This is a genomic window from Mycoplasmoides pneumoniae FH, from assembly GCF_001272835.1.
GTDB lineage: Bacteria > Bacillota_I > Bacilli_A > Mycoplasmatales > Mycoplasmoidaceae > Mycoplasmoides > Mycoplasmoides pneumoniae.
The window spans coordinates 619,635-646,190 of the sequence record NZ_CP010546.1 but is presented as its reverse complement, the minus strand read 5'-3'; the positions used below and the strand labels follow the sequence as shown (position 1 = coordinate 646,190).

Sequence of the window (26,556 nt, the reverse complement as noted above, 5' to 3'; positions counted from 1 at the left end):
TTGATTCTCCTCCGTTTTTATAATCAAATTGGATTTTCAAACTTTGAACTTAAAACTTAATGGAAAAAACAACAACATCGAGTAAGCCATTGTCTCGTAGCGAAATTAACAAGATTATTGCAGTAGCTACTGGAGTAAAAGAGGCTAAGATAAAAGAGATCTTTAAATACCTCAACACCCTCTTACTTAATGAATTAGTAAGTCGTAGCGTTTGCATTTTGCCCGAAAATTTGGGTAAATTACGCATTACGATTCGTAACGCTAGAATTCAAAAAGACATGAAAACTGGTGAAATGAAACACATTCCACCAAAACCATTAGTGCGTTACAGTCCAAGCAAAACCATTAAGGAAACGGCTGCTAAGGTACGCTGAAAATACGCAGACTAAGAGTCTTTTATAAAGTTTTCTATTACATCAATTAGATCTATAACCCCTGGGTAGATTAGATTTATCTTTTGTGCTTTTTGATCAATAAGGTCACGCTTAATTGTTTTACTTTTACCCTTTTGCGCTTCGATCATCTGCAAGAGATCCTTGGTATGCAACGCATATAAGAGGTCTTGTACCTGAAAATAGATTAACAAAAAGCTAATACCACCAATCTCATTAATTCTTTTAAGGTGTTTGAGTTGGTGTTCTGCTAACTGCGCTAGAGCAAAATTACTTTTATTAGTTTGTTTAGTTTCAAAGTCAAAGTAAATTTCGCCTTTATAAACACCGTAATAGTCAGTTTTCGATTTCTTTTGCGCTGTTAATGCTCCTTGCACACGGGTTTCTTTAAAAGCAGTTGGTTGAATCGGTAGATAACGCTTTTCGAGTCAAATATCTGGATGATCTCCTAGTCGTACAATTGTTTGGTTAACAATTGTTTCCAAAAACATGCCACGGTTAGCGCTAATCATAACTTGAACTATTTTTGGTAGTGTTCAGGATGGAGTTTTTGCATTTTAGCGATAAACTCATCCTTAGGCAACTTACCATATTGCTTCATTAAATCAACACACACTTGGTATTCTTTCTTAGCCCACTCCAAACTTTGCACTCCCTTAATAATTACTTCTTTCTTTTGTAGTAATTTGTAAGTTTTGAAAAAACCAATAATTTCATCAACGCGGTGTTTTGGTAAATCATTGACGGAGTTAATCTCTTTGTAACGCGGATCACAATCAATGACCCCTAAAAGTTTGGTATCCAATTCACCGTCATCTACCATTTCTAAAGCTCCTACAATTCTAGTAGGTACTACTACACCTGGTAGAAAGGCTTGGTCAGCGAAGATAAAACAGTCCAATTCATCACCATCCCAGTCTAAGGTGTTAGCGATAAAACCATAGTTTTGTGGATAAGATTCACTACCAAAGAGAATCCTGTCGACACGGATTTGACTAGTCTTGCGGTCGTATTCATACTTGATCTTACTGCTCTTAGGAATTTCTACAGTAACATCGATTAAAAATTTGTCCATATTAATAAATATTATTATTTAACTACTTTTCTAGCTAGTAGGCTTTACTAAATAATGAATGGTGCAAGAATAGCTTTTTGGCCAAAAAAAGAACAACACCAACTGTTTAACCTTAGTTTTAGTGCCATGATGCTAGCGCTTGCACTAATTGCTTCGTTTGTTAGTCACTTTATCAGTATTCCGTTTTTGTCAGCACTTAAATTAACGATTGACATTTCATCAGTCTTTTTAATTGCTTGTGCTTTTTTTGTTTCTTATTCTTGAGCCTTAGTTATTACCGTTGCGCTGTCACTTTGTAGCTTTATTTGGGATGGTAATAACTGGATTGGTATTTTAACCCTAACCATTGCTAACTTTGCTATCGTGAGTTTTACACGGTTGTACTTTCACATTTTTGCTCAAATTAAACTTCGTTGGTTATGGGTATTTAGTTTGGCTACTCTATCTAACACTTTGCTGTTAACAACGCTCAACGGTTTGTTAATTACCCCTTTATACTGGTATTGGTTTGGCTATGTGCCGACTGCTAACTTTGTCGAAGTGGCCAAGATATATAACAAAACACCATATTTTCACTTCTTTTTATTTGGCGTACCTAATTATTGGGTTGGCATCTTTGCTTTATACTCACTCTTTAATGTGATTAAATTCACACTAGTGAGTTTAATTGGTGTTCCAGTGATGCGTGCTTTCCAAAAGTTTTACTGAAAGAAAGCGCAGATTGTCTATTAATTATTAGTAGCAGGAATCTTGTTCGTTACTTAAACTACCTTTAATAAATAAAAAAACAACCCCAACGGTCGTTGAGGTTGTCATTTCGTAGTGTAAATTTAAGTATTTAATTATGGTCCTGGAGAGGAGACTTGAACTCCTACAGTTTCCTAGTGGGTTTTGAGTCCACCGCGTCTACCATTCCGCCACTCCAGGGGAAATAATTACGATTAATTTTAAATAATTTTGCGTTACTAAATAAATTAGTACGCTTTTTATTTAATTTCTTCTCTTTTCATTTCAAAAAAATAATTGAGTTGTTCAAAAAAGGAATTTACTCATTTAGCTTTAAAGTGAATGCTTTTTTGAAATGCTTGAATGAGACCATTTTTCTCATTGTATTCGGTGCTAAAGAAATAAACATCTTTGCGTTTTGAATTAATGATGTCGAATAATCTGGTTAAGAAGAGAATGTAGTTTTTGGAAACAAAACTCTCTTCACCAAGACTGACAAATATGATGACATTAGCTTCATTGATTAAATCTAAATAATCATCTACTTTTCAGTATGCACGGTCAAAACGACTGACAAATTCTTCACAATAAAGCAACGCAGTTTTAACTCCTCTTTCGACAAAATCACAAAGTAGTAATTTAGCGCCCTCGTGATTGAAATTAACTTTTTGTAAGTTAAAGAAACTTATGTTTTCCTTGTGATTTTTTTCATTTTCATAAAGCTCACTGAGATCATTTCTTATTTCTTCGAAAGATTCTTCTTGAAATTTGTTAATGGGTAATTGGTTAATTTGTGGAAATTCGTCAGCGTATTTAAATCAGTTAGGCTTATAGATGATGAAATTACTATAGCGCAATTTAAAGATATCCTCCTTATCAATAGATTTAGCGCAGGACATTTTTATACCAATTAACTTACCCAGTACTTTTTTATTACTTTTAGTTCAAAAAGGTGGCTCGCGAAAGATGTTGAGGTGAGCATTGCCTTTATTAGGACAATGATTGCCTTTTATCTTTTCACAATTTTCAAAGTCTCTAAATGCTTGCAATAAAAGTTCCCTGCTTTCCTTTTCAATCACTTCTCTTTTAGTTAGCTTCAAATACTTAAAGCGCTTTTTAAAAGCTTTTAGTTGTTCTTCATTAAGCTCTTTTTGAAGTTGTTGTTCGTAATTCTTAATTGTGTCTTGAACTGTAGTCTTATCTAACTCATTTATTGCTGGTTGAGTTTTAGCGTTTGTGTTTTCCATTTTCCCTGTTCTTCTTGTTGATTGCTTTAATACGGTTTAAAAAGTAATTGACGTCATCAGTTTCATTTACTGGTGCAGCACTAGTTTCAGGCTCGGATTTTTCTATCTTAGTTTTGGTACGTTGCTTTTTGGCTAAACTAGAAGCACGGATAAAGTTATCAAGGGTGGCTTGGTAATTATTATGACTACGGTAACGCTCTACTGATTCAGCAATCTTTAAGATGTATTGTTCGCGTCACATGCTGTTGTTTTTCCAAAAGGAGAAGTCTACTATTAGATTAATTACCTTATCAGCTATTCCAAACTCTTGTCTTAAGCGGCGAATTAGATCTAACTGCTCGTTTTCTACTTTACCGTACAAGAGAAATAGGTATTTTTCCGCGTTGTATTCCAAATGACAACGGGAAATTGCATCTTTTGTTTCTGTGGCTAAATTCTGATTATCATAAAAGAAGTTGCGGTCATTTATTACAGTATCAACAATTGGAGCTGTGTTGTTTTTAACTAGCTGCTCTAGTAATTTTTGTAGCAGTTCCAAGTCAACTTCATCATTAACTACACTAGGGATAACACATTCCAATATGCCTTCTAGTGTTATTTGGTATTTTTCAAAGTAACCATTAATAACAGCCTTAGTTTTCTGGTTAAAACTAACAAAGAGATTTTGTTTAACTAATTGTTTATGAAAAGCTTCAAAGTCAAAACTAAAGCTAAGACAATCTTGCTTACTGGTAAAGTTAGCTTCAAAGTTAGCGGTAATTTCCAGTGCGTTGTCAAACTGAATGTTATCGATTTGTTCAAAGGAAAGGCAGCTGCGGTCATATTCCAGTTTTCCCATTGATTCAATTAGCTTTTCTTTAAAGTGCTTCTTTTGGTTAAACTCTTTTCAACCTAATGGTTCGACTATTCAAAAAGTCATTTCTGATTTTTCCTGTGAAAAGAAGGTACGCACCAAACCTAAGCTTTCTAATTTACCAATGGTTTTATAGATTCAATCAGGTACATTAACGTTTTTGGTACCAGTAGTATTGAAAGCGTTTTGTAGACGTGAAATAGGCGTTCTAATTTCACTGTTAAAGGCTTGAGCATTGGCTTCAGTAATTAGTCATAAATAAAAACCCACAACTTCAACGCCAGCAATCTGACCATAGGCATGAGAGATCATATCTAACCCTGAAAATGAGGTTGCTTTCTTGATGACACGGTAATAGTTCGGCTGCATAAAACTGCAAAGACGCTAATCAGTATAAGGCTCGTAAACATTTTTTGCTAATCTGGCTTAGTCTGATAGTTACCAAAAAGAACTTAGAAGCAGTTTTAAACAAGTTATTAACACTAAAAAGGCACAAAAATGCACTAAATTAGGTCTTTATCAACATTTTGTTAATAACTTTTTATTTTTCAGATGGTTTGAAAATTGAGGTAGAAAAAAGGTGGAATTTTTGGAAAAAGTAAGGGTAATAAAAACAAAAAAGCTATGTTTTTCAGTGTCATTGATAAGTAATTTATTAGAGATTTAAATCCTTTAAATGCAAGCAAACTGTTTCTGTTGTCCTAATGGCAATAGATAGCTAGTAACTAAACAAGGCTTCTTTTCTCTTACTGTTAAGAATTAGCAAAGGTATTTAGTCTATTTCAAAATTTGTTGTTTTCTTGACACTTCTAAATAACCTACTCAATTTATTTAGTGGAGGACAAAAAATGCCTTTAATAAACAAATTGATTAAATCAGCAAAACAGCTGAACTTAGTTGGCAGCACTGCTGCAAGTAGTAGTTTTCTCAACCTCTGTAAAAAGAAAGGAGGTATTACTTAATGAAAGAAAAAATTTCCGAAAAGGAATACAAAGCCTTAATCCGTAAAATTGGAAAAGAACACTTTGATGGTGAAAAAGAAGAGTACGGTGATGGCACAGTTGGAGTTTGAACTTATGAATTGCGAAAATATAAACTTAAACCACCTGTGAAAGTTAAATACGTTACCCAAGAACAATTTCAGGAATATAAAGATTCTAACAATCAGCGACTCATAAAGATTGAAACCACTTTGGCGGCCCAAGGTGAGCAAATAAGAATCCAGGGTGAGCAAATTAAAGAACTTCAAATCGAGCAAAAAGCTCAGGGCGAAACCTTAAAGCTAATCTTGCAAACGCTGCAAAAGATGAGCGATCGCTTGGACAATATGGAAGTAAAAATGGACAAGATGGAAGGAAAAATAGACAAAATAGAAAATAGAATGGACAAGATGGAAGTAAAAATGGACAAAATGGAAAAAAGAATAGACAAACTTGAGTCCAAATAATCAAGGCTCAGAAATAAAAAACCAACAGTGAAACCTAAAGATGTGGTGCTGTTGGTATTTTTATTTAATTCACACAAATAAAAAAACCATCTGCCCAAGGTGAAAAAAACAGACGGCTTTTTGACAATTTTGAAATTAACAGCAAGTTGTAACTTTTAGTGATTTGAATGAAAGGAATATATGACCTTTATTCTTTTAAAAAAAGAGATACATCAATTGTGCTGAAAGCCTTTACGATAAGTAATTTAGAAAACAATGAAAAAATAAAATACGCATTTTTTGGGAACAGAAAATCAGGCCTTCAACACAAAATTTTCGTTTTCCTGCCCCCACTAAATAAATTGAGTTGGGTTTTAAAAAGCGTCAAAGTGATGAAAAGATTGTGTTTTATAGATTAATTTACAAAGCACAAAGTTGAGAAAATGCAAAATTTCCTTATCAAGAGTTTATGGATTTTTAAAATCTATTAATAATTTATAAGACGCCAGCGTCGGAGTGGTGGAATGGTAGACACGCAAGCTTGAGGGGCTTGTGGTCGCAAGACTGTGCCAGTTCAAGTCTGGTCTCCGACACCAATACTAGTATTTGAATGAAGAAGTGGTTTAGTTCAATTTCTAAAAAGAAAGTATCTTTTTCAACCTTACTCTTGTTAGGTTCAGGAATTGTTTTGAGTTCCTGTAGCAATATTGATAAACCAAATGTTTTTCGCACTCTTTCACAGCAAAGCGTAGAAAACAAAGTTGATTACAGTAAGCTACCTAAAGAAAATAAAACGGTTAGAAACTTAGTTTTTGGAACAGCGGAATACAATGATGGTAACTACGTTCTTGTAGTAACCACTGAAACTGACAGTTCTCAAATTAACTTTCTAAATGGTTCAAACAATCAAGCTGTTAGTACCGAAAATTGAGCTGGTGATCTAGGTACTACCGTTAAGCAGGTTCAAAACCGTTATTCAACTTACCCTAAAGGAGTTAAGTTTTTAATTTGGAATGACATTGATCCTAACCCTGTTAAGTGGAATCCGTTTGCACGTTATCCAGTTATCGCTAGTGATAACGAATTAGCTAAGCAAACTGATAAGGACAATTCCGACAAATTAAGAAGAAACGACGAATCTGCCATTCAATACCGCGAAATTGTGACTTTTATTCAAACAGTTTACAGCGGTAGTGTCAATAATCTTATTAACCAGTCCAATGTTCATGCCCAAACGGTTGGCACTGATGTAACTAAAGCAATTGTGATTGCTTTTCGCAAAAACAATTTAGATCAAATTAGTGCGCATTTCTATAATCCTGATAACAGTAACGGCAGTAATGCACCAGGTTCAAACCAACCAAATCAGGACAGTGGAAATAACGGTTCAACAACTCCAGCAGCTTCTGCTGCAGCCGCCGCTAAAAAATCCTATTCAGCTGGATCATTTGGCGTTAAACGCCATGCCGTGCAGGTAAGCATTAACTTTCTCAATTTCTTGGATAGTGTTTACACACCCTTAAACTAGTTATCTAAATAAAAAAAGCAGCAGTTTAATCTGCTGCTTGTATGTTTAATGGGGCGACTGATGGGAATTGAACCCACGAATGCCTGATCCACAATCAGGTGCGTTAACCACTTCGCCACAATCGCCATTAAGGCAGTAATTATTCTAATTTTTACTAATTTAGTTTTTCAAGCGTTAGCTTTTTAATCTTAACCCCTAAACTAACAAAGCGCTGTTCGTATTCGGTCATAATATTGGTACTAGCCAAAGGTGAATTGTGCAGATCTGTCGTTTGCTCAATTATCTTAAAGTGAGCTACTGTTTTCTGCAAGACTTCTAAGGTAAATTCAAACAACTGATCGTTGTCCGTTTTGAATTCTATTAAACCTTGCTTTTTTAAAAGTTGGTGAAACTGCTTGAGGAAATGTGGAGCAGTTAGTCGCCTCAACGTGTGACGCTTTTTTGGTCAAGGATCGGGGAAGTTAATGAAGATTTTGCTAATCGATTGTGGTTTTAAGTACTCTGTTAGCTGGTTGGCATCCAAACACGTTATTAATAAATTACGTGGTTTAACCTCTAAGCGGTTTACCTTATTAATTGCCTTTAAAACAATCGTGGGTTCACGCTCGATTCCCACAAAAAAACACTTTGGGTTTTGCTGTGCTTGCTGGCTTAAAAACCAACTTTTACCACAACCTATTTCCACGAAGAGCGATTCACTTTCAATAGTTGACAGTTGTTCTGGGTTACTAAAGTAAGGGCTGTCTTGTACCCTTACAAGAGCATCTTTAACTTTTCTTAAGCGCACTGTTTATCTAAATTAAAGTAATGATTTTGTTTAGCATACTCATACAGTACACAAGCTACTGTATTGGACAAGTTAATGCTTCTTACAGGGTTTCAAATTGGAATCCGTACCTGGTTCTGCGAGTATTGTTCCATGAGTGTTTGCGGTAATCCCTTGGTTTCTTGACCAAAAACAAAGTACAGTTGTTCCCTGTTATCTGTTTGCATGTTAATTTGGTCTGGGGTAGTAGTACCACTCTTTGTCAACAACCAAATTGCTTTATTTGGTGGTGTTGTTTCAATGAAGTGTTCCCAGGATTTGTGTTCAAACATTTGCACCTTATCCCAACAATTTAACCCAGCACGCACCATCCGCTTATCATTGAGAAAAAAGCCATAGGGCTTAATCAGATGCAAGTTAGCTTTAAAAGCGGTACAGCTCCGAACAATGTTCCCAGTGTTATTAGGAATTTCTGGGCAAAATAAGACGATATTAATCGCTGATTTATACATCAGATAGAAGTTAGTTAAATATTAATAAAATTACTATGCTTAATGAACTTAAAAAAGACACTGTTAATGCCCCAAACTGCATTTGAAATGCAGGGCAAATTAACCACTAAGGAACAGCAGTTTCAAGCTTTTTGACAAAGTAAACGGATTTACCAAAAACTGCACCGCCAAAACAAAGATAAACCACAAAAAATCCTACACGACGGTCCGCCTTATGCTAATGGCAATATCCATGTTGGCCATGCTTTAAACAAAATTTTGAAGGACTTTGTGCTCCGTAGTTGAAACTTACAAGGCTTTGGTACAGTGTTTATTCCTGGTTGGGATTGCCATGGTTTGCCCATAGAGCATGCGGTGAGCAAAAAAGATCCGCAACACTATGCGAGCTTATCATTGAGTGAAAAGCGCGATTTATGCAAGCAATTTGCCCTGTCACAAATTGCCATTCAAAAAGCCCAGTTTCAACGCTTAGGTCTGTTGAATGACTTTAGTAAGTATTACAAAACAATTGATGAAAGCTTTCAACAAAATGAGCTAGACCTGTTTTTACAAGCAGTGAAAAAGGATTTAATCTTCCAAGCGTTAAAACCAACTTACTGATCGCCTGTATCACGCACTTCTCTGGCTGAGGCCGAAATTGAATACAAAGAAGTAAAAACAATTGGACTTTACCTTACTTTTACAGTAGTGCAGAGTGCAGTATTAAATTCAGGTACTAAACTCTTAGTGTGAACCACTACTCCTTGAACGCTGCCTACTAACCAAGCAATTGCCGTTCACCCCCAGTTTGAATACCTGCTGTTTACTTATAATAACGAGCAGTACGTGGTGTTGGCCAGTTTATTTGAATCGCTTAAGACTAAGTTTGGTTGAACTGATGCTATACAAGTACAAACCATTAGTGGTAGCCAATTACAAAACACTACTTATAAACACTGTCTTTATGACAAAGTGAACCCGGTGTTGTTGGGTAATCACGTTTTATGTAATGAGGGTACAGGACTCGTGCATACTTCACCAGCTTATGGTTTGGATGACTTTTATTTGTGCAAGCAAAACAAGTTAAATGAAGCGCTAGTTTCACTTGATGAAAAAGGAGTTTTTAATGATACGTTGAACGATCCAGTTTTAACGGGTTTGTTTTATCTAAAGGCTAATGATGTGATTATTGAACGCTTAAAGCAACACCATAACTTTGTCTTTAGTGAAAGCTTTTTGCACCGCGAACCCCACGATTGACGCAGTAAGACTCCGGTGATTTACCGTGCCTCCAAACAGCTCTTCATTAAAACTAAATCAATTCAAAGTAAGCTAAAGCGTCAAATTAAAAGGGTTAAGTTTGTTAATAACAAGAATAAAGAGCGCCTACAAGAAATGCTGTTGCAACGTGCTGAATGGTGTATTTCCAGACAACGAGTATGAGGCTTGCCGATTCCCTTAATTTATGCAGATAACCAACCCTTACTGGATGTGACTACCATTAAATACACCATTCAACAGCTCAAAAAGTACGGGATTGACAGTTGGTTTGAAAAGGATATTAATTTTTTTTTAAACCCAAAGAAAATACAGCCAGGAGTTGAATATAAAAAGGAAACTGATACCTTGGAAGTATGGTTTGACTCTGGTTCAACTTACAACGTTTTAATTAGTAATAAACTGAACTTTCCCGCTGATCTTTATTTGGAGGGTAGTGACCAATACCGCGGTTGGTTTAACTCATCCGCCAGTTGCGGTATTATCCAAACTGACCAATTACCCTTCAAGAGTTTGATTTCCCATGGTTTTACCTTGGATGAACATGGTAATAAGATGTCCAAGTCACTCGGTAATGTGGTCGACCCTTTAAAGTTGTGTGATCAGTATGGCGCAGACATTCTGCGTTTATGGGTAACTAATGTTGATTGACAAGTGGACAACCGCATAGGTGACAACATTATCAAGCAAATTGTCGAGCAATACCGCCGCATTCGCAACAGCTTATTGCGCTTTATATTGGGTAACCTCAACCACTTTAACTTTGGTGAGATGAAGGATTATCGTTTTGCTCTAGAGGACAAAATCGTAATCCATAAAACTAATGCATTGGTACAAGAATTGCACCAGTGGTTAAAGCAATACAACTTTTTAAATTGCTTAAAGGCCATTAATAAGTTTGTGTTGTGGTTATCGGGTTGGTATTTTGAAATTATTAAGGACACACTTTATTGTGATGCTAAAACTAATCCTAATCGGTTGGCTAAGCAGGCAGTATTGAACTATATCTTTACCCAGTTAATTGGTTTCTTAAATATCTTTATTCCCCATACTGCCGAAGATGCTTGACAGAATTATCTTTTGCCTAAAAAGCCGGTTAGTGTAAACCTGTTTGCAGGACCAGCCATGTTTAAAGTTGCTAATGTTAAAGGGTTAGATCGCTTACACGAAAGCTTTAGCGCCATTAAAGACCGGGCTTATGCAGCCATTGAACAAGCACGTCAAAATGGTGTGATTACTAAAAACAACCAGGTTGTATTGACATTGGGTGTGGATTCTACTAGTGCAATTGATCAACGTCTTGTAAAACATTTAGCAGTTTGGCTAAACGTAAACCAGGTAAATATAACGAATGACCCCAACGAAATTAAGGTTGAACACACCGATCAAGTCATGTGTGAACGATGTTGGAACTTCCAAACCCAAATTTACCCTAAAAAAGGACACCAATTGTGTGCAAGGTGTTTTACTTTTCTTAAAAGGTAATTGTGAGAGACAAAGTCAATATTAATACTGTTGATATTAGCCAACTAGAAGTATTTTTTCAACCAGCTAAAAAACCCGCTAAACAAACTATTGTGTTTGCGCACGGTTTTTCAGTGCACCATTCTTATTTTAAGAGCTTTTCTGAAACGCTGGTGGATTATGACTATTACGCACCCTTGTGACCGGGTCATAACCACCATGGTTTTACTGACAAGGAATTGTCACCTATTCACTATGCCCATTTATTGGTAGCTTGAATTGAAAAGCAAGATTTAGAAAACATTGTTTTAATAGGACACAGCATGGGTGGGGCAGTGGCTAGTTATGCATTGCAGTTTTTAAAACCACAACGAGTGGAAAAACTAGTGCTCTTAGCGCCACTGTCTTATTCCAACTTGTTGAATTACTACAAGATTAAAAAGGCTTTTAAAAAGAAGGACGAAAAGCTGTCTTACTTTAAGCGGATGTTTCAACCAAAGTTTCCTGATTTACAAAACGATGGACAGTGACAAATGGAGTTAGACAAGCATACTGCTATGTGCAAAAAACTCACCTTTCAGATCTTTAAGGAATTGTCGCGCTTAAACAGTGCTTATAAAACTATTACCATACCAGCCTTTTTACTGTTGGCTCAACATGATGATTTTATGCCTACAAAAGCTACTTTAAACTACTTTAACCGCTTTTTGATTAAGAAAGGTAACTTGCAATCAGGGGTTATCTTACACAGTCAACACCAAATGTTTAACAGCAAGCATGAAAGTTTCTGTAAAGCAATGCACGATATTTTGAAGCATAATAAACTAGGTAAAATTTACTAGGTATGGCACAAACAACCATTAACGAGCAAACCTTGGTGAATGAGCAAAGACTTTTAGCTTACGATTGCTTTCAAAACACCAATAAAGTGGGATTACTTTCCGCTTTAGAATACTTAGATTTTGTCAATCACCTAGTTAAGTCGAATCAGATTAAATACTTATTAGTACCATCAGCGAGTCAAACAGTTTACCAACACGTTTTCTTTGATCACTTTCGCTTTTTAAGTTTTGACAATAACTTATTAAGTGGTTTTGGTTTAGCGATTAGGTTACATAAAGAAGCGGAAACAGTGTTTATGTTGGTCGAAAAAACCAAACAAACAGAAACAGAAATTAAAAAGCTGTTAGAAGCAGTTAAACAGTTTTCCGGGCTGAAATTAGTGGTTTTACTAGTTAATTCTCCGTTTGAAAATAAGCGAACAAAGCTTTCTTATGAAATCGTTAAAATCATTAAAAAGCACGGTTATCAGTACAAACGTTATTGCCGCAAAAACTTTGAAAAGAAGTTTTTTAATACTTGGAACCACCAAAAGCGCAAGCAAAAAACAAAGAATAACCTTTTCTTTGTCGAGTTAAATTCACAGTTTGCTTTTGGCACTTCTATGGCTAACAGTAACAGTTTTGACCTGAGCTTTACCAGTTTCAAAGAACGCTTTAATACTGAAAATAACTTAGACATTGATGTGCACTTCAACGTACCACACAAGTATTTACTCAAAAACTTGGAGAGTATTAAGCACCACTTACAAATAGATAACAATACCATTTGAAAGCAAGCCTTTATTAACTTTGCGGGACAATTATTGCTGTATTTTGAAAACTTGCAAGTGTTTGCCCAAGAAGCTAGCACTTTACAAGTTAATGCAATTGTGATTAAACAAGATGCCTATTTTATTGTTGAAGTAATGAAGGGTTACAACTATGACAATAATTGCATCTGTTTATTAGAGGCCAATAAAGATCAAAACGTTGGTTTAACCACCGTAAGCACTAATACTCTAATAGGTGACATCAAGCAATACGAGTCTTGTTTCTTTATTGAAAAGTAAACTAAAAGCATTAACTTTGAAAGCGTATTAGCTTTATTTGTGATATCTGAAGCACTAAAAATAAAGTGGTTAAGAAAAGAATTTGGAAAGAGTTTCTGAAAAAAATGAATATAGGGTTTAAGAAGTTTAAAACTTCAAAGCTTTATTATTCAGATGTTCTTTTCTTGAGACCCTATCCATATCTTTCTCAAGCATATAGATTAATAGAAATCTGTTCAAAAGATTTAGAGGTATAAGTATTTGCCTCTAACAATTGAGCGTTTCACATTAGTGGAGTGCTCTTTTGTTTTATATTGAAAAAAATGGAAAACTCAAAGAGAGATGAGATTAATAAGTTTTTCCGAGGGTGTGCAGCTAAAGAAGAACAAGCAAAACAAAAAAAAGAATTCAAGAAATTGAATTAAAAACGAAAGAAGAATTAAAAAAGTGAGACACTGATAAATTTAGCTGTGAAAGTTTTGGTAGTTGTGAAACTAATAAAAAAAGATGTTTATTGTTTTCAATTCTTATTTAAGAAAAATTTAGAGGAAAACTTAGAGGATGATCATAAAGAAGAGGTATTGGATAGAATAGAAGGTTTATTCAAAAGTCTAAGAAAGGGAGGAAGCTTTAAAGAAGACGATCAGTCTAAAGATTTAATTAAGCATTTAAAAAGCATTAAAAAATGATCAGAGAACGAAGATAAGAAGCATCTCAAAGAATTAAAAAAGTACCTTAAATCTTCAATGGACACCAAACTACCATCAGAAGATCATTGAAATGCCAAAGAAGCTAAAGAACGACTAGCTTCTGCTAAAAAAGACGCTTTATTAGAGTTGGACTCAGAATGATATACCACCTTTGATCACGATAAAAGAGAATAACTGCAAGCTGTTAGAAGAGCTACTGATGAGTTTTATAAGGAAAAAGCACAAGCAAAAATCAATGAACTTATTAAGTTGATCAAAGAAAGAAAAGCTCAAGAATTAAGGAAAAGTAATGAGGAGTGGGTTGCTAAAGCGAAATTGGTTGCAAAAAAGAAAACTAAAAATTAAATTAAGTTTTCTCCGCTTTAATTAACAATTTTCTTTTATATAAATAGGATCAAAGATAAAAAAATGAGTACCAAACCGTTAATCTTATTGTTAGCTAACTCCAAAAATTCAATTAACCGGAAGTTTGCTAAAGCTTTGGAACAACAACTCAATGCTGAATTAATTGAACTAGTTGACTACCAAGTGGATTTTTATTGTGAAGATTTGGAAAAGGATCATTTTCCCGAAAAAATTAAGAGTTTAGTGCGCAAACTACACGATCACAAAACGCTAATTTTTGTCACTCCAGAACACAACGGTTTTGTCCCTGCCTTTGCTAAAAACACAATCGACTGGATGACCCGCGATACCCAATACGGTAAAAACCAGTTTTTAAAGGAGCTTGATGGAATTATTTGCTGTGTCACTCCTGCAGCTAAGAGTGGTGGTAAGACAGTGCTGGAACTACTCACTAAATTCTTTAGTTTTAGTGGTCTCAACGTTAAGGGAGCCGTGTTAGTAAATGGCTATCATGATGGCTTTGATTTTCAGCCATTTATCACTGACGTACAAAAATTGATATAATGTAGCAAACTTTACAAAGCCCATTAGCATGCGGCCCTTTTGTCGCTGTTAGTGGCTTTTTACTGTTATTTTTAGCCCTTTTTTGTACACGAATGTCACAAAAACCTAGTTTCTTTCAGAAAAAATACTCACCCACTGCTACCCGCCGTTACTATGGCAAAATTGCCACTGATTTTGTGCAACCTAATCTGGCTGATATTCAGATTAGGAGCTATCAAACTTTTCTAGATCACGATCTGGAAAACCTGATTGCTGCTTATTTTCCAATTAAGTCCCCTAATGATCGTTACACGATCAACTTTAAGGGTTTGCGTCGTACCGCTCCTGAACGTAATGAAGCCCAATCACGCTCTGAGTCCAAGACCTATGAAATTGGTATTTACGCTGACTTAGAATTAATTGATTCCGCTACCGGAACCATTAAAAAGCCGCGCAAATCCAAGAAGAACAGTGCCACCAGTAGTGTCGATGGCGTTTTCTTAACTAACTTACCATTGATTACCCGCGATGGGGTCTTTATTGTCAACGGGATTGAGAAGTTTGTGATTGCCCAAATTACCCGTTCACCGGGGATCTACATGCTCACTAAGTCCCAGTTAAAATTGTCTAGTTCGCGTAAACGGGTACAAGAAGGTTATGTATGTGAAGTATTACCAGCCAACGGTTCGGTAATGCTGATCTACATCTCCAATAAAAAGAAGATTGAAGATGCCTTTGTGCAAATCTTGCTCCGGGATGCTGTACGTGAAGGGGCAAAGATCTTCCCGATTACCACCTTGCTCAAAGCCTTTGGGATGAGTGGCAAGGAAATCCTCAAAGTTTTCAAAAACAACGAGTTTATTACCCGTTCCTTAGAAGCGGAAGTCTACAACGCTAAGGATTTCTTAAACAACGTTGACCCTGAAATTAAAAACTTATTAAGGGAATTCCGCGATGGCAAAACTGATCTCCGCCGTAAGGGGATTGCCTCTGACCAAAAGATCCGCAGCTTAGTGAGTGACTATGTCCTTTTAGAAAAGGAACACAAAGCGCTCAGTGAAGCTAAACCAAATGACCCTAAAGTAGGTCAGTTAGAAGCGGACATGGATGAGTTGATGGATAAAATCATCACCGAACGGGCTGCTAAACACATTGTTCATGAATTGTCCATTTCACTACGTGGTTTAGAAAACACCGATGAATGTCCGGAAAACAGTTACCACGCTTTACTGTGTTCACGTTTCTTCCGTCAAAGAAGGTATAACCTCTCCGCTGCTGGTCGTTATAAGGTATCACGTAAGTTAAGAATTACCGAGCGGATTTACCAAAAAACACTTGCTTGTGACCTTCATTTAAAAAACGGGGAACTCTTATTAAAGAAGGGCACCTTATTAGTTAAAGAAGAAATCGACAAGATTAAGCAAGCTGCCCAAAACAACCAAATTGACTTTGTCCAAAAGATTAAGTTAACCACTGATGGTAGTGCTGTTAACCTTTCCCCTGAATCGTTGTTGTATGAATCACTTGATGTTTATGTGAACAACGACAACTTCGATGTATCCGTGCCAGTGGTGGGGATCCACAACGATAACGATCTCAATAAGGCAATTACTTTAAGTGACTTTATTGCCTCGATTAGTTATGTGATTAACATCCCTTCGGCCATCGGTAAGTACGATGACATTGATCACTTAGGTAACAAACGCGTCAAGTTAATTAACGAGTTAATTAGTTCCCGTTTGGAAAGTGGAATCACCCGCATGGAGCGCTTCTTAAAGGAAAAGCTCACGATTGCTGATGGAGTGAACCGTGGTCAACAAATTAACGAAGAGGGTCAAGTAATTGAACAAGCGGAAAAGAAGGAATTGACCATTAAATCCTTAATTAATTCCAAACCTATTCAAATTGTCATTCGTGACTTCTTCAACACTCACCAGTTGACCCAGTTCTTAGATCACCAAAATCCACTTTCAGAATTAAGTAATAAGCGCCGGATTTCCGCCATGGGTCCAGGGGGTATCTCCCGCGAAGACCCGAACTTGGATATCCGGGATGTGCACTATTCCCAATATGGTCGGATTTGTCCAATTGAAACACCGGAAGGGATGAACATTGGTTTAATCATGTCGTTGGCTTCCTTTGCCAAGATTGACGAAAACGGATTCCTAATGGCGCCTTACCGCAAGATTAAAAATGGTGTCATTACCGATGAAGTTGAATACCTCACGGCATTAAGGGAAGACGAGCACATTATTGCCGAAATCTCTTCGTTGGTCAACATTGACGAAAACAACAAGATCTTAGATAAGGAAATTATTGGTCGTTACCGCTCGATGCAAGGGTTGTATGATCCCTCGAAGATTGACTACATCGACGTGGCCCCTCATCAGGTAGTGTCCATCGGTTCGTCCTTAATTCCCTTCTTGGAAAACGATGACTCAGCGCGGGCATTGATGGGTACCAACATGCAACGCCAAGCCTATCCTTTAATTAAGCCTTACGCTCCCGTTGTGGGTACAGGTCAAGAGTACAAGATTGCTCGCGACTCCGGTTTGACGATGTTAGCACCTTGCTCAGGTACGGTAAAGTATGTAGACAACAGTAAGATCACGATTGAAAGTGACAGTGGTGAACAGCACACTTTGGATCTAATTAAGTTTGAACGTTCCAACCAAAATACCTGCTACAACCACGTTCCCTTAGTAGAAAAGGGGCAACGGGTAACTAAGGACGAAGTGATTGCTGATGGTCCTGCAGTTAACAAGAGTGAGCTGTCTTTAGGGCAAAATGTCCTTGTCGCCTTTACGACCTGAAACGGGTACAACTATGAGGATGCGATAGTGATTTCCGAGCGCTTAGTGAAGGATGATGTTCTAACCTCCTTAACGATTAACGAATACGTAGCCCAGTGTTTATCGACCAAAAACGGTGATGAACAAATTACCCGTGATATCCCCAACGTTAGTGATGCTAACAAGCGTTACTTAGATGAAAAAGGCATTATCATGGTCGGTGCTGAAGTTAAGGAAGGTGATGTCCTTGTCGGTAAGGTATCCCCTAAGGGACAGGTTGAAGTATCACCTGAAGAAAAGCTGTTTAAGGCCATTTTCCCTGAAAGTGTGCAAAACGTCCGTGACTCTTCCTTAAAGCTCCCTCATGGTGGTGATGGGATTGTGTCCTGTGTCAAGCGTTTTAGCATTGCCAACGGTAATGAACTTAATGATGGTGTCATCGAAATGATTAAGGTCTATGTGGTGCAAAAACGCAAGATCCAAATCGGAGATAAGTTGGCAGGGCGCCATGGTAACAAAGGGGTTATCTCTAAGGTTGTCCCAGTAGCGGACATGCCCCACTTAGAAGATGGTACTCCAGTCGACATCCTCTTAAACCCACTGGGGGTACCGAGTCGGATGAATATTGGCCAAATCTTTGAAATGCACTTGGGTTATGCAGCACATAACCTTGCCAAGCGAATGTTAATTAGTGCTTGTTTTGATGACAAGAAGGCTCAAGCACTTTCAACCGAAATTAACCAGCCACAGTACAAACTTGACCGCTTAATTACTGGTTTAAAAGCCCAAATTACGAACCGCGGTCTTAAAGACGAGCAGGCAGCCTTGGCCCAACTCAATAACGGTGACATTGCTTTAGTGCTCAAGGAAATCGGCATGAGCTTTGATGACCTCCACTTTAAAGTAGCGACCCCGATCTTCCAAGGGGTGAACTTCCAAGACTTGCAAGACATCATGGATGAAGCAGGATTGAAACCAGCGGAAACGCACGGGAAGTTCAAGCTGATTGATGGTCGCACTGGTTTACCATTTGAAAAACCAATTTCCTTGGGAATCATGTACATGATGAAGTTAAACCACATGGTTGATGACAAGATCCATGCTCGCGCTGTCGGTCCTTACTCCAAGATTACCCAACAACCATTGGGTGGTAAATCACAAAATGGGGGCCAACGCTTTGGGGAAATGGAAGTGTGAGCCTTGGAAGCTTACGGCGCTGCTTACAACCTTCAGGAATTACTTACCATTAAGTCCGATGATGTGCAGGGCCGGAATAAGGCCTATGCCGCGATCGTTAAGGGCGCTGCCTTCCCCGAACCAGGTATCCCCGAATCGTTTAAACTGTTAACGAAGGAACTACAAGGGTTAGCGTTGAGTGTGTCCTTTATTTACGATGACAACACCCAACAAGATTCCAACAACGTTTCAATTCTCCAAGCTGATGGAGAACAGGACGATCTCTTTAATGACTTTGAATTTGACACGGAGGGTTATTAATTAATGACAAAGCGTAATAAAAAGAACAACAAGCTGTACAAGAACATTAAGGCAATTAAGCTTTCGATTGCTTCCAACGACACGATCCTAAACTGATCCGAAGGGGAAGTTACCAAGGCGGAAACGATTAACTATAAGTCCTTAAAACCCGAACCTGGTGGTTTGTTTGATGAAGCCATTTTTGGTCCAGTGAAGGACTATGAGTGTGCTTGTGGGAAGTTTAAGAAGATTAAGTACCGTGGCGTGCGCTGTGATCGCTGTGGTGTTTGGGTAACCGAATCAATTGTGCGCCGGGAACGTATGGGCCACATTGCCCTAGTCAGTCCGGTAGCGCACATCTGGATGTCGAAGGAACTGCCTTCCCCTTCCAAGATCTCCTTAGTGTTAAACATCTCTTATAAGGAAGTGGAACAGGTCTTGTACTTTGTTAACTACATAGTATTAGATACTGGGAAGATCAAAGATCCCAAGATCATGCCGTTTAAGTTTAAGGAAGTGTTGGACTTAGCAGGCAAGGGTTCTTTAACCACGCGGCAAAAAATGCGCCGGGTGATCGGTTACATCTTCCGGAACCTGATTAAGAACAGGAGTAGCGAAGACTACCGCAAGGGGAAGATCTTTTATGAAAGCTTAAAGAACAGTTCGTTACCGTTCTCCTTAAATGATGCCTTTAACTACATTAAGAAGTACACTGGCTTCCGCGTTGGTATCGGGGCTGAAGCCATCTTAGAATTGCTCAACAAGATTGACCTTAACTATGAGTTTAGTAAGCTCAATGATGCGTTACGGAAGGCTAAGAAGGATAGTGTTGAGTATGCTAAGGTTAAAAAGATCTTGCGTCAATTGGAAACAATTAGCTGGTTTAGAAATTCGAAGCTGCACCCGAAAAACATGATCCTGCACACGGTGCCAGTGATCCCGCCAGACATCCGGCCGATTATCCAGTTAGATGGTGCTAAATTTACCACCAGTGACATTAATAACTTCTACAGAAGGGTAATTATCCGTAACGACCGTTTACGCCGCATCTTGGAAGATGGTACCGTACCTGCCATTGTGGTTAACAACGAAAAGCGCTTGTTACAAGAATCAGTTGATGCCTTGTTTGACAACTCGTCGCGCCACAAGCCAGCGTTATCCAAAGACAAACGTTCCTTGAAGTCACTCACCGACCGCTTAAAAGGGAAACAAGGGTTGTTCCGTCACAACCTTTTAGGTAAACGGGTGGACTATTCTGGTCGGAGTGTAATTGTGGTGGGTCCAGAACTAAAGATGTATGAGGTCGGGATTCCAGCATTAATGATCCTCAAGCTGTTCAAACCATTTATTATTCACGGGTTAATTAATAAGTTTGACAGCAACGGTAACGAAATTAGACCAATTGCGTCCTCGATTCGGCAAGCGGAGGACATGATTAAAAATCAGGACGACCTGATCTGGGGGATTGTGTATGATGTCATTAAGGACCGTCCGGTGTTATTAAACCGGGCACCTACTTTGCACCGTTTGGGAATACAGGCCTTTGAACCGCGGATTGTCGATGGGAAAGCGATTCGCCTACACCCGTTAGTGACCACTGCTTTTAACGCTGACTTTGACGGTGACCAGATGGCGGTGCACGTTCCGTTGAGCGAAAATGCCGTTAACGAAGCGCGTGCTATTCTGTTAGCTTCCAAGCACATCTTGGGACTAAAAGATGGCCGGCCAATTGTCACCCCAACCCAGGACATGGTGTTAGGTAACTATTACCTCACTACTGAGCGTAAGGGTCAAACGGGTGAAGGCATCATCTTTGGTACCGTGCATGAAGCCCGCGCGGCATACGAAGCGGGCAAGGTGCACCTCCACGCCATTGTCGGCATTAGCACCAAAGCCTTTCCAAACAAGCACTTTGAAGCTCAAGGTACTCTAATCACTACGGTTGGTAAGATTATCTTTAACGATGTGTTAGGGGACAACATCCCTTACATTAATGAAGGGGAATTTGATGAACATGCGTGTCCGCAAAAGTTCATAGTACCACCAAGTGGTGATGTGCGTGCTGCGATTGCCGCACACCAAGTGCTCCCTGCCTTTGGTAAGAAGGTCATCTCCAAGTTAATTGACTTACTTTACACGGTGGTTGAATTTAAGGATCTACCACGGATCTTGGACAACATTAAGGCCTTAGGCTTTAAGTACTCGACCCACTCTTCCACCACTGTATCGGTGTTTGATATTCCGAAGTACTCCAACAAACAGCAGTACTTTGATGAAGCGGACCAACAGGTCTTGAAGTACAAGCAGTTTTACAACAAGGGTTTACTGACCGATGATGAACGGTATAAACGGGTGGTGAAACTGTGAAACGGTGTGAAGGAAAAGGTGTCGAGTGAGATCCAGGACTTAATTAAACGTGAAGAGTACCGTGATAACTCGATTGTTGTCATGGCCGATTCCGGGGCGCGGGGTAATATCTCCAACTTTACCCAGCTGTTTGGGATGCGGGGGTTAATGAGTAAGAGCTTTAACTATGAACGCAACAACCAGTCCAAAATTATTAAGGACACGATTGAGGTTCCTATTAAGCACTCCTTCCTGGAAGGTTTAACGATTAACGAGTACTTCAACTCATCTTATGGGGCGCGTAAGGGGATGACCGATACCGCCATGAAAACGGCTAAGTCTGGTTACATGACCCGTAAACTGGTGGATGCAACCCACGAATTGATTATTAACCACGATGAATGTGGTACACGCAAGGGAATTGTGGTCGAAGCAATTGTGGAAACCAAAACCCGTTCGTTGGTGGAATCACTGTTTGACCGCATTGTCAACCGTTACACGATTGGACCAATTTTAGATCCCGAAACCAAGGCGGAAATTGTCCCTGCTAACAGCCTAATTACCCAAGAGTTAGCCAAGCAAATTTGTGCCACTTCGATTAAACAAGTGTTAGTGCGCTCTGTGATTTACTGTGAACGCGAAAACGGCGTGTGTCAGTACTGTTTCGGGGTCGATTTGTCCACCGGCAAACTGGTGGAATTGGGTACCGCTGTGGGTGTAATTGCAGCGCAATCGATCGGTGAACCAGGAACCCAGTTAACGATGCGTACCTTCCACACCGGGGGGGTTTCGACCGAAAACAACTTGGCCCAAGGGTTTGAACGTTTAAAGCAAATCTTTGAAGTAGTCGCCCCTAAGGATTACGAGCGCTGTGTCATTTCTGAAGTTAAGGGGGTAGTTAAATCGATTACTACCACCCAAAACGCGCAGGAAGTGTTGATTGAATCTAGTGTCGATGAACGCACTTACTCGATTCCGTTTAGTGCGCAACTGCGTGTCAAGGTCGGTGATGCAGTAGAACTAGGTTCGAAGATTACCGAAGGTTCGATTGACATTCGCCAGTTATTACGGGTTGCTGGGATCCAACGGGTACGCCAGTACATGATTGTCGAAATCCAAAAGGTGTACCGTATTCAGGGGATTGAGATTGCTGATAAGTATGTCGAAATTATTATCCGCCAGTTGACGAGCTTACTCCAAGTAACCGATGCTGGCAGCAGTAACCTGTTTGTGGGTCAACTGGTACACAGTCACCACCTCAATGAACTCAACAAGAGCTTGTTGCTGTCGGGGAAGATGCCAGTGATTGCCATTAACCAGGTGTTTGGGATCGATGAGGCGGCCAGCAAGTCGAACTCCTTCTTGAGTGCCGCATCCTTCCAAGACACCAAGAAGATCTTGACCGATGCTGCGGTAAAAACCCAAGTTGACTACCTCTTAGGGTTGAAAGAAAACGTGATCATTGGGGGTAAGATCCCGGCTGGTACTGGGTTTTTAACCGATGAAGAATTGGCCTACCTCGGTGCCAAAACGGTTCAAGAGGAGTATTAAAAACCACTAAACTATCGATTAAAGAAGCACTGGCACTAGCTGGTGCTTTTTTAATTGTTTGAACAGTGAAAACTAAGTTGGGAAACTGTGAATGAAATCAATGATCTAGCAAAATTAGAATAAGTTAACTTTGAAGTTGCAGTACAAATTATTTTTTAGTAATGGAACAGGACATCAATAACCAGACTGGTAAGAAAATCTTTTTAAACGAGGAGTGTTTTTTGGAACTGGAAAAGCTCCCCCAGCACGTCTCGGTACTAGGTGTGAGTGGTTTTGGTAAGTCCAATATCTTGCTGCACTTTTTGAAGTATGCAATTGACAACGACCATCCCTTAATTTTTGTGAATGGTAAGGGTGATAAGGAATTAATTACCCAGTTTGAACACTACCAAACGAGCGCCAAACAACTAAGTCCCGAAGACGGTTTTGATACGGTTAAGTTAGTGGCACTCAAAAATACTAGTGCCAAAATTTGGAGCTTAGATGACAGAATTGCCACGATTAAGTACAACCCGTTTAAGTAAAAAACACCCAAACAAATCATTACTTTAATCTTGGAAATGTTTGGTTATAACGATATGGTGGAAAACACCAAGGACAGTGCTTATTATTGACGTAATAAGAAGGCCATTTTGCAAGTTTTAGTACCTTTAGTAATTGCAAAGGAAGGTCCCCACAATTTGAGTTTTAAGAATTTAGCGCGTTACTGTAGCAAAGGACAAATGAAGTATTACTACGTGACTTTGATATTTTTGCTAAATTTGAACCCAGTTTGTTTAAAAAAATTCACAAAGAAAAACGCCGAAAAGAAATTTTAGAAATGAAAGAAAAAGGTCGCTTTCAACCTTCCAATCAAATTTTTGTAGAAAAAATTGATGAATACTATACGGAGCATGTTCAAACCATTGACACAAAGGACTTTGAAAATTTAAGAGAAAACCTCAGGGAACTAGCGGAAATTGGTTCAATCGATTCTAATGGTGTGGGATTGATAGATATTATCAAACTGCCAAGATGCTGTTTTGTTTTCCATTAGCAGCATGTACGACATGATTAATGCCAAGTACTTGGGCAAGTTAATCTTTTTGGATTTTGGCCAAACAATTACGAGTTTGGAAGAAACGAGTGATAACTCGACCTTTTTTATTGCTGATGAATTTGGTAATTTTGGGAGCCACTATGTGGGGGTGGTATTGGAGCAAGTCCGCTCGTTCAATACTGTAGTTATCCTGTCCTATCAATCATTTGCTAACCTGCGCAATATTGGTGGTGATAACTTTAAATCACAGATTATTAACAACACCAGTACCCTAATTGCCCACCGCTTAATTGACATGATGGAAGCAGAAGAAGTGGCTAACCTGTATGGGGTTGATATTACCTGTGCTAGTGAAATTAAAAGTTTAAAAGTGGGTCAAGCACTAGTGCGCAGTATCTCTAGTTATTATGGCGAAATCAAAGACTGGCTGGTGCAACAAATCGATAAAAGCTAACAGTATTATTTGTTTTTAACAGTTGATTGTCAACACAGTAAAGTACAAAAACTACAATTATTAACGCATTAAATTTTTCTGTTGTTGTAGTTGCTTTAATTCATTTCGGTTAGTAATTTAACTATTTGGTTAAACCGTTTTTAACCAAACTTGAAATTAATTAAAAAGAAACGTTTACTTCTCAAAACGTTATCGTTAAGCTTAGCTGGTTTAACAACTACTCTAGCTATCGTTGTTTGACCGACTTTAACTGAAAAAACAAACCAGTCAGTTAGTGACTTTACCTTAAGCAACCAACGCTTTGAACAAAACCAAAGCAACCGCTACCAGTTGCAATTTAATTCTGGTATTAGTCAAGCTGACCTGGATTACACCACCAAACACACTAACTGAAAGGCTAACTTTGAACAGTTGCAAACTAAGTTTAAGGACAATTCGCTTAACCCACAACAGTTGGGTGTGATTGATGTTTACAACCTGTTGAGTGGATTGGAACAAAGTACGCGTGATACCGTTAAGTTAATTAATGACTTAAATGCAAAGGTATTACTAGCAAATGCCGTTTTTCCGGTGCACGAGGCATTTCAATTGCCCCAAGTACCCGAACAGCTGTTTACCATTTTGGGTAGTGATTTCTTTCCTCAATTAACCCCTAAGGGTTTAAATGTGACTGAGAATATTACGACAGTTTTGCAACAATACAAACTTCAAAGCATTGCGTTAAAGCAGTTTGATCTGAAACTAGAAAAACAACCGGACATTGTGAAGCGCTACAAGATGCGTTACAGCTTCGTAATCCAATGAGATTTTGAAACAGTTTATACGGGTGTAAACAGTACAACCAACTTAGCTTTTTCAGTTAAGGCAATGACCACTAATTTTGCTAACTTACAGGAATTGCAAGACAGCTTGGTTTTACGTGGCCAGAACTTAACTACACAACTTTTTTGAAAGCCAACGGTCAAGCGGTTAGTGTTGGGTAATAACAATGATTTAACAACTGTAGCAAAAGCAGCTGTTGGTGATAATTTATTTACCACCCAAGCTAATTTAACCAAGTCAGTTTTGGATCAAACCGTGCTAAAAGAGGCTGAATCAAGGTTTGAAGCAACTGTTTTAAAACCGTTCATTGAAGCACGGCAAAAGGCACTAGCGGAACACCAAGCACACCAAAAAGTCTTAGAGGAGCAACGCCAAAAACAGCTCGAAGAATTAAAACAAAAACAAAAGGAAGCTGAATAGCTAGCAGAAGTAAGCAAATCGCTTGAGTCAGTGCAAGCCTTTAAAGAATACTGGCAAAAGCAAAAGAAAGATGTTACCGATAAAAAGCAGCTGTTAGAAGCTTTAAAACTTTCCTTTGCCAAAGAACAAAATAAGACCTTTGCCTTTTTGATTAAGAACTTCCAGGACGGTATTAGCAATTATTACCCAAATGACCAAGAAGATCAAAGTGAGGCTGCTAAAACTGCTTTTGGTACACAAGGTATCGCCTTTCCCCAATCTGGTTTAAAGGGCATCTTTATGTCGGAATGGTTGCGTAAACAGCTAGGGGAAAAGGCCAAGATTAACTTAGACATAAAGAGCTTAAAGGTAACTGATTCAAAGATAAGTCCTACCATTAAATGGAACAAAGATATCGGTATTAAGCGAAATCAAGACAAACCTTACAACTTCCGCTTTGAGATTGACATTGAATATCAAGGTAATTACAAATTAAGTTGATTAGAAGCCATTATTGCCAAGTTTTCTGGTATTCCCGGAGAGTGAAAGGGTAAATTGAATTTAAAATTTATTGTTGATGGTGATTTAAGTTGAGAGATTGTCCAAAAGCCCGATTACCCAGGTTCGTTGTTCCAGTTTGATGATCAAAAGCAACAGCTGTTATTTAAGCTCCATGTGTGAGAAAAAATTACGGTGCAAGAGCCAGAATTCATGGAATTAATTAAGTCACAAAACCTCCATAACTTAGAACTACGTACCGAGTCCACAAAGCCGCCAGTAGTGGATTTAGCGAGTTATTTACACTACCAACTGTTGAAGTTAAATCAACAGTAATCAAGGCATCATTAAACATTCTTAAAGTTGTTTGAGCCGTTTATGCTTCATTTTCCGATGAAACCGTTTTTTGTTCGGTGAAAAAACTAAAATTTATTAAATTTAAATTTTCCCTGTCGTCTTAGTTTT

General features: G+C 38.3%; 22 protein-coding genes and 3 tRNA genes. 17 read left to right on the top strand and 8 right to left on the bottom strand.

All coding sequences use genetic code 4. The features are described 5' to 3' along the window. The first annotated feature begins 59 nt into the window (after nucleotides 1–59). Entirely contained in the window at nucleotides 60–389 is a 330-nt protein-coding gene (locus F539_RS03015; protein WP_010874886.1) for an HU family DNA-binding protein, read from the top strand. Here F539_RS03015 and recU read toward each other — a convergent pair. Together recU and F539_RS03005 are read right to left on the bottom strand one after the other, a co-directional pair. Then, nucleotides 386–904 carry a Holliday junction resolvase RecU gene (gene recU / locus F539_RS03010; RefSeq protein WP_010874885.1) on the bottom strand — a complete coding sequence of 173 codons (519 nt, stop codon included), beginning with the start codon at nucleotides 902–904 and terminating at the stop codon, nucleotides 386–388. The two genes, F539_RS03015 and recU, sit on opposite strands and share 4 nt — an antisense overlap. An 8-nt stretch (nucleotides 905–912) precedes the next feature. Further along, the gene (locus F539_RS03005; protein WP_014325585.1) at nucleotides 913–1,467 is read right to left on the bottom strand and encodes an inorganic diphosphatase; all 555 of its coding nucleotides are present in this window, start codon (nucleotides 1,465–1,467) and stop codon (nucleotides 913–915) included. Between the two features lie 54 nt (nucleotides 1,468–1,521). Here F539_RS03005 and F539_RS03000 point away from each other — a divergent pair, with 54 nt between their 5' ends. Further along, nucleotides 1,522–2,199 carry an MPN527 family putative ECF transporter permease subunit gene (locus tag F539_RS03000; protein ID WP_014325584.1) on the top strand — a complete coding sequence of 226 codons (678 nt, stop codon included), beginning with the start codon at nucleotides 1,522–1,524 and terminating at the stop codon, nucleotides 2,197–2,199. Between the two features lie 113 nt (nucleotides 2,200–2,312). Here F539_RS03000 and F539_RS02995 read toward each other — a convergent pair. The 3 genes from F539_RS02995 to F539_RS02985 all read right to left on the bottom strand — a co-directional run bounded on the left by F539_RS02995 (nucleotide 2,313) and on the right by F539_RS02985 (nucleotide 4,662). Continuing rightward, nucleotides 2,313–2,394, bottom strand: a tRNA-Leu gene (locus F539_RS02995). 59 nt (nucleotides 2,395–2,453) lie between these two features. Next, the gene (locus F539_RS02990) at nucleotides 2,454–3,440 is read right to left on the bottom strand and encodes an MPN526 family protein (RefSeq protein WP_010874882.1); all 987 of its coding nucleotides are present in this window, start codon (nucleotides 3,438–3,440) and stop codon (nucleotides 2,454–2,456) included. Continuing rightward, nucleotides 3,421–4,662 carry a replication initiation and membrane attachment family protein gene (locus F539_RS02985; protein ID WP_014325583.1) on the bottom strand — a complete coding sequence of 414 codons (1,242 nt, stop codon included), beginning with the start codon at nucleotides 4,660–4,662 and terminating at the stop codon, nucleotides 3,421–3,423. Before F539_RS02985 ends, F539_RS02990 begins: the two co-directional genes overlap by 20 nt. A gap of 592 nt (nucleotides 4,663–5,254) precedes the next feature. Between F539_RS02985 and F539_RS02980 the strand changes: the two genes are divergently transcribed. The 3 genes from F539_RS02980 (at nucleotide 5,255) to F539_RS02965 (ending at nucleotide 7,247) form a co-directional block, all read left to right on the top strand. Further along, the gene (locus F539_RS02980; RefSeq protein WP_014325582.1) at nucleotides 5,255–5,740 is read left to right on the top strand and encodes a DUF16 domain-containing protein; all 486 of its coding nucleotides are present in this window, start codon (nucleotides 5,255–5,257) and stop codon (nucleotides 5,738–5,740) included. Between the two features lie 489 nt (nucleotides 5,741–6,229). Further along, a tRNA-Leu gene (locus tag F539_RS02970) sits at nucleotides 6,230–6,315 on the top strand. A 14-nt stretch (nucleotides 6,316–6,329) separates the two neighbouring features. Continuing rightward, a complete protein-coding gene (locus F539_RS02965) occupies nucleotides 6,330–7,247 on the top strand; it encodes a DUF6856 family protein (protein ID WP_014325581.1) in 918 nt (305 codons plus the stop codon). 49 nt (nucleotides 7,248–7,296) lie between these two features. Here F539_RS02965 and F539_RS02960 read toward each other — a convergent pair. From F539_RS02960 to trmL, 3 genes are all read right to left on the bottom strand, one after another. After that, nucleotides 7,297–7,372, bottom strand: a tRNA-His gene (locus F539_RS02960). Between the two features lie 29 nt (nucleotides 7,373–7,401). Beyond that, nucleotides 7,402–8,034, bottom strand: coding sequence for a tRNA (guanosine(46)-N7)-methyltransferase TrmB (gene trmB, locus F539_RS02955; RefSeq protein ID WP_014325580.1), 633 nt, complete (start codon nucleotides 8,032–8,034; stop codon nucleotides 7,402–7,404). Continuing rightward, nucleotides 8,025–8,525, bottom strand: a complete 501-nt coding sequence (trmL, locus tag F539_RS02950) for a tRNA (uridine(34)/cytosine(34)/5-carboxymethylaminomethyluridine(34)-2'-O)-methyltransferase TrmL (protein WP_010874877.1) — start codon at nucleotides 8,523–8,525, stop codon at nucleotides 8,025–8,027. The genes trmB and trmL overlap by 10 nt, the downstream gene beginning before the upstream one ends. Before the next feature lie 42 nt (nucleotides 8,526–8,567). Between trmL and ileS the strand changes: the two genes are divergently transcribed. The 12 genes from ileS (at nucleotide 8,568) to F539_RS04285 (ending at nucleotide 26,427) form a co-directional block, all read left to right on the top strand. Further along, complete coding sequence (gene ileS / locus F539_RS02945) at nucleotides 8,568–11,267, top strand: isoleucine--tRNA ligase (RefSeq protein ID WP_014325579.1); 2,700 nt, start codon at nucleotides 8,568–8,570, stop codon at nucleotides 11,265–11,267. Between the two features lie 2 nt (nucleotides 11,268–11,269). Further along, complete coding sequence (locus F539_RS02940) at nucleotides 11,270–12,088, top strand: alpha/beta fold hydrolase (protein WP_014575017.1); 819 nt, start codon at nucleotides 11,270–11,272, stop codon at nucleotides 12,086–12,088. Between the two features lie 2 nt (nucleotides 12,089–12,090). Continuing rightward, nucleotides 12,091–13,137 (top strand): MPN518 family protein, encoded by a 1,047-nt coding sequence (locus F539_RS02935; RefSeq protein ID WP_017532695.1) that lies wholly within the window; start codon nucleotides 12,091–12,093, stop codon nucleotides 13,135–13,137. 467 nt (nucleotides 13,138–13,604) lie between these two features. Further along, nucleotides 13,605–14,000: a hypothetical protein gene (locus F539_RS02930; RefSeq protein WP_017532898.1), complete on the top strand. Its 396-nt coding sequence runs from the start codon at nucleotides 13,605–13,607 to the stop codon at nucleotides 13,998–14,000. Between the two features lie 234 nt (nucleotides 14,001–14,234). Then, complete coding sequence (locus F539_RS02925; protein WP_010874873.1) at nucleotides 14,235–14,735, top strand: NAD(P)H-dependent oxidoreductase; 501 nt, start codon at nucleotides 14,235–14,237, stop codon at nucleotides 14,733–14,735. Between the two features lie 92 nt (nucleotides 14,736–14,827). Next, complete coding sequence (gene rpoB, locus F539_RS02920; RefSeq protein WP_053344062.1) at nucleotides 14,828–19,003, top strand: DNA-directed RNA polymerase subunit beta; 4,176 nt, start codon at nucleotides 14,828–14,830, stop codon at nucleotides 19,001–19,003. A 3-nt stretch (nucleotides 19,004–19,006) separates the two neighbouring features. Further along, nucleotides 19,007–22,879 carry a DNA-directed RNA polymerase subunit beta' gene (rpoC, locus tag F539_RS02915; protein WP_014575016.1) on the top strand — a complete coding sequence of 1,291 codons (3,873 nt, stop codon included), beginning with the start codon at nucleotides 19,007–19,009 and terminating at the stop codon, nucleotides 22,877–22,879. Between the two features lie 161 nt (nucleotides 22,880–23,040). After that, nucleotides 23,041–23,403 (top strand): hypothetical protein, encoded by a 363-nt coding sequence (locus tag F539_RS02910; protein ID WP_014575015.1) that lies wholly within the window; start codon nucleotides 23,041–23,043, stop codon nucleotides 23,401–23,403. 248 nt (nucleotides 23,404–23,651) lie between these two features. Beyond that, complete coding sequence (locus F539_RS02900; RefSeq protein ID WP_014575013.1) at nucleotides 23,652–23,915, top strand: hypothetical protein; 264 nt, start codon at nucleotides 23,652–23,654, stop codon at nucleotides 23,913–23,915. 4 nt (nucleotides 23,916–23,919) lie between these two features. Further along, entirely contained in the window at nucleotides 23,920–24,372 is a 453-nt protein-coding gene (locus F539_RS02895; RefSeq protein ID WP_010874869.1) for a type IV secretion system DNA-binding domain-containing protein, read from the top strand. 150 nt (nucleotides 24,373–24,522) lie between these two features. Then, nucleotides 24,523–25,614 (top strand): DUF240 domain-containing protein, encoded by a 1,092-nt coding sequence (locus F539_RS04710; protein ID WP_014575011.1) that lies wholly within the window; start codon nucleotides 24,523–24,525, stop codon nucleotides 25,612–25,614. Between the two features lie 30 nt (nucleotides 25,615–25,644). Next, nucleotides 25,645–26,427 carry a lipoprotein gene (locus F539_RS04285; RefSeq protein WP_010874867.1) on the top strand — a complete coding sequence of 261 codons (783 nt, stop codon included), beginning with the start codon at nucleotides 25,645–25,647 and terminating at the stop codon, nucleotides 26,425–26,427. Nucleotides 26,428–26,556 lie beyond the last annotated feature (129 nt).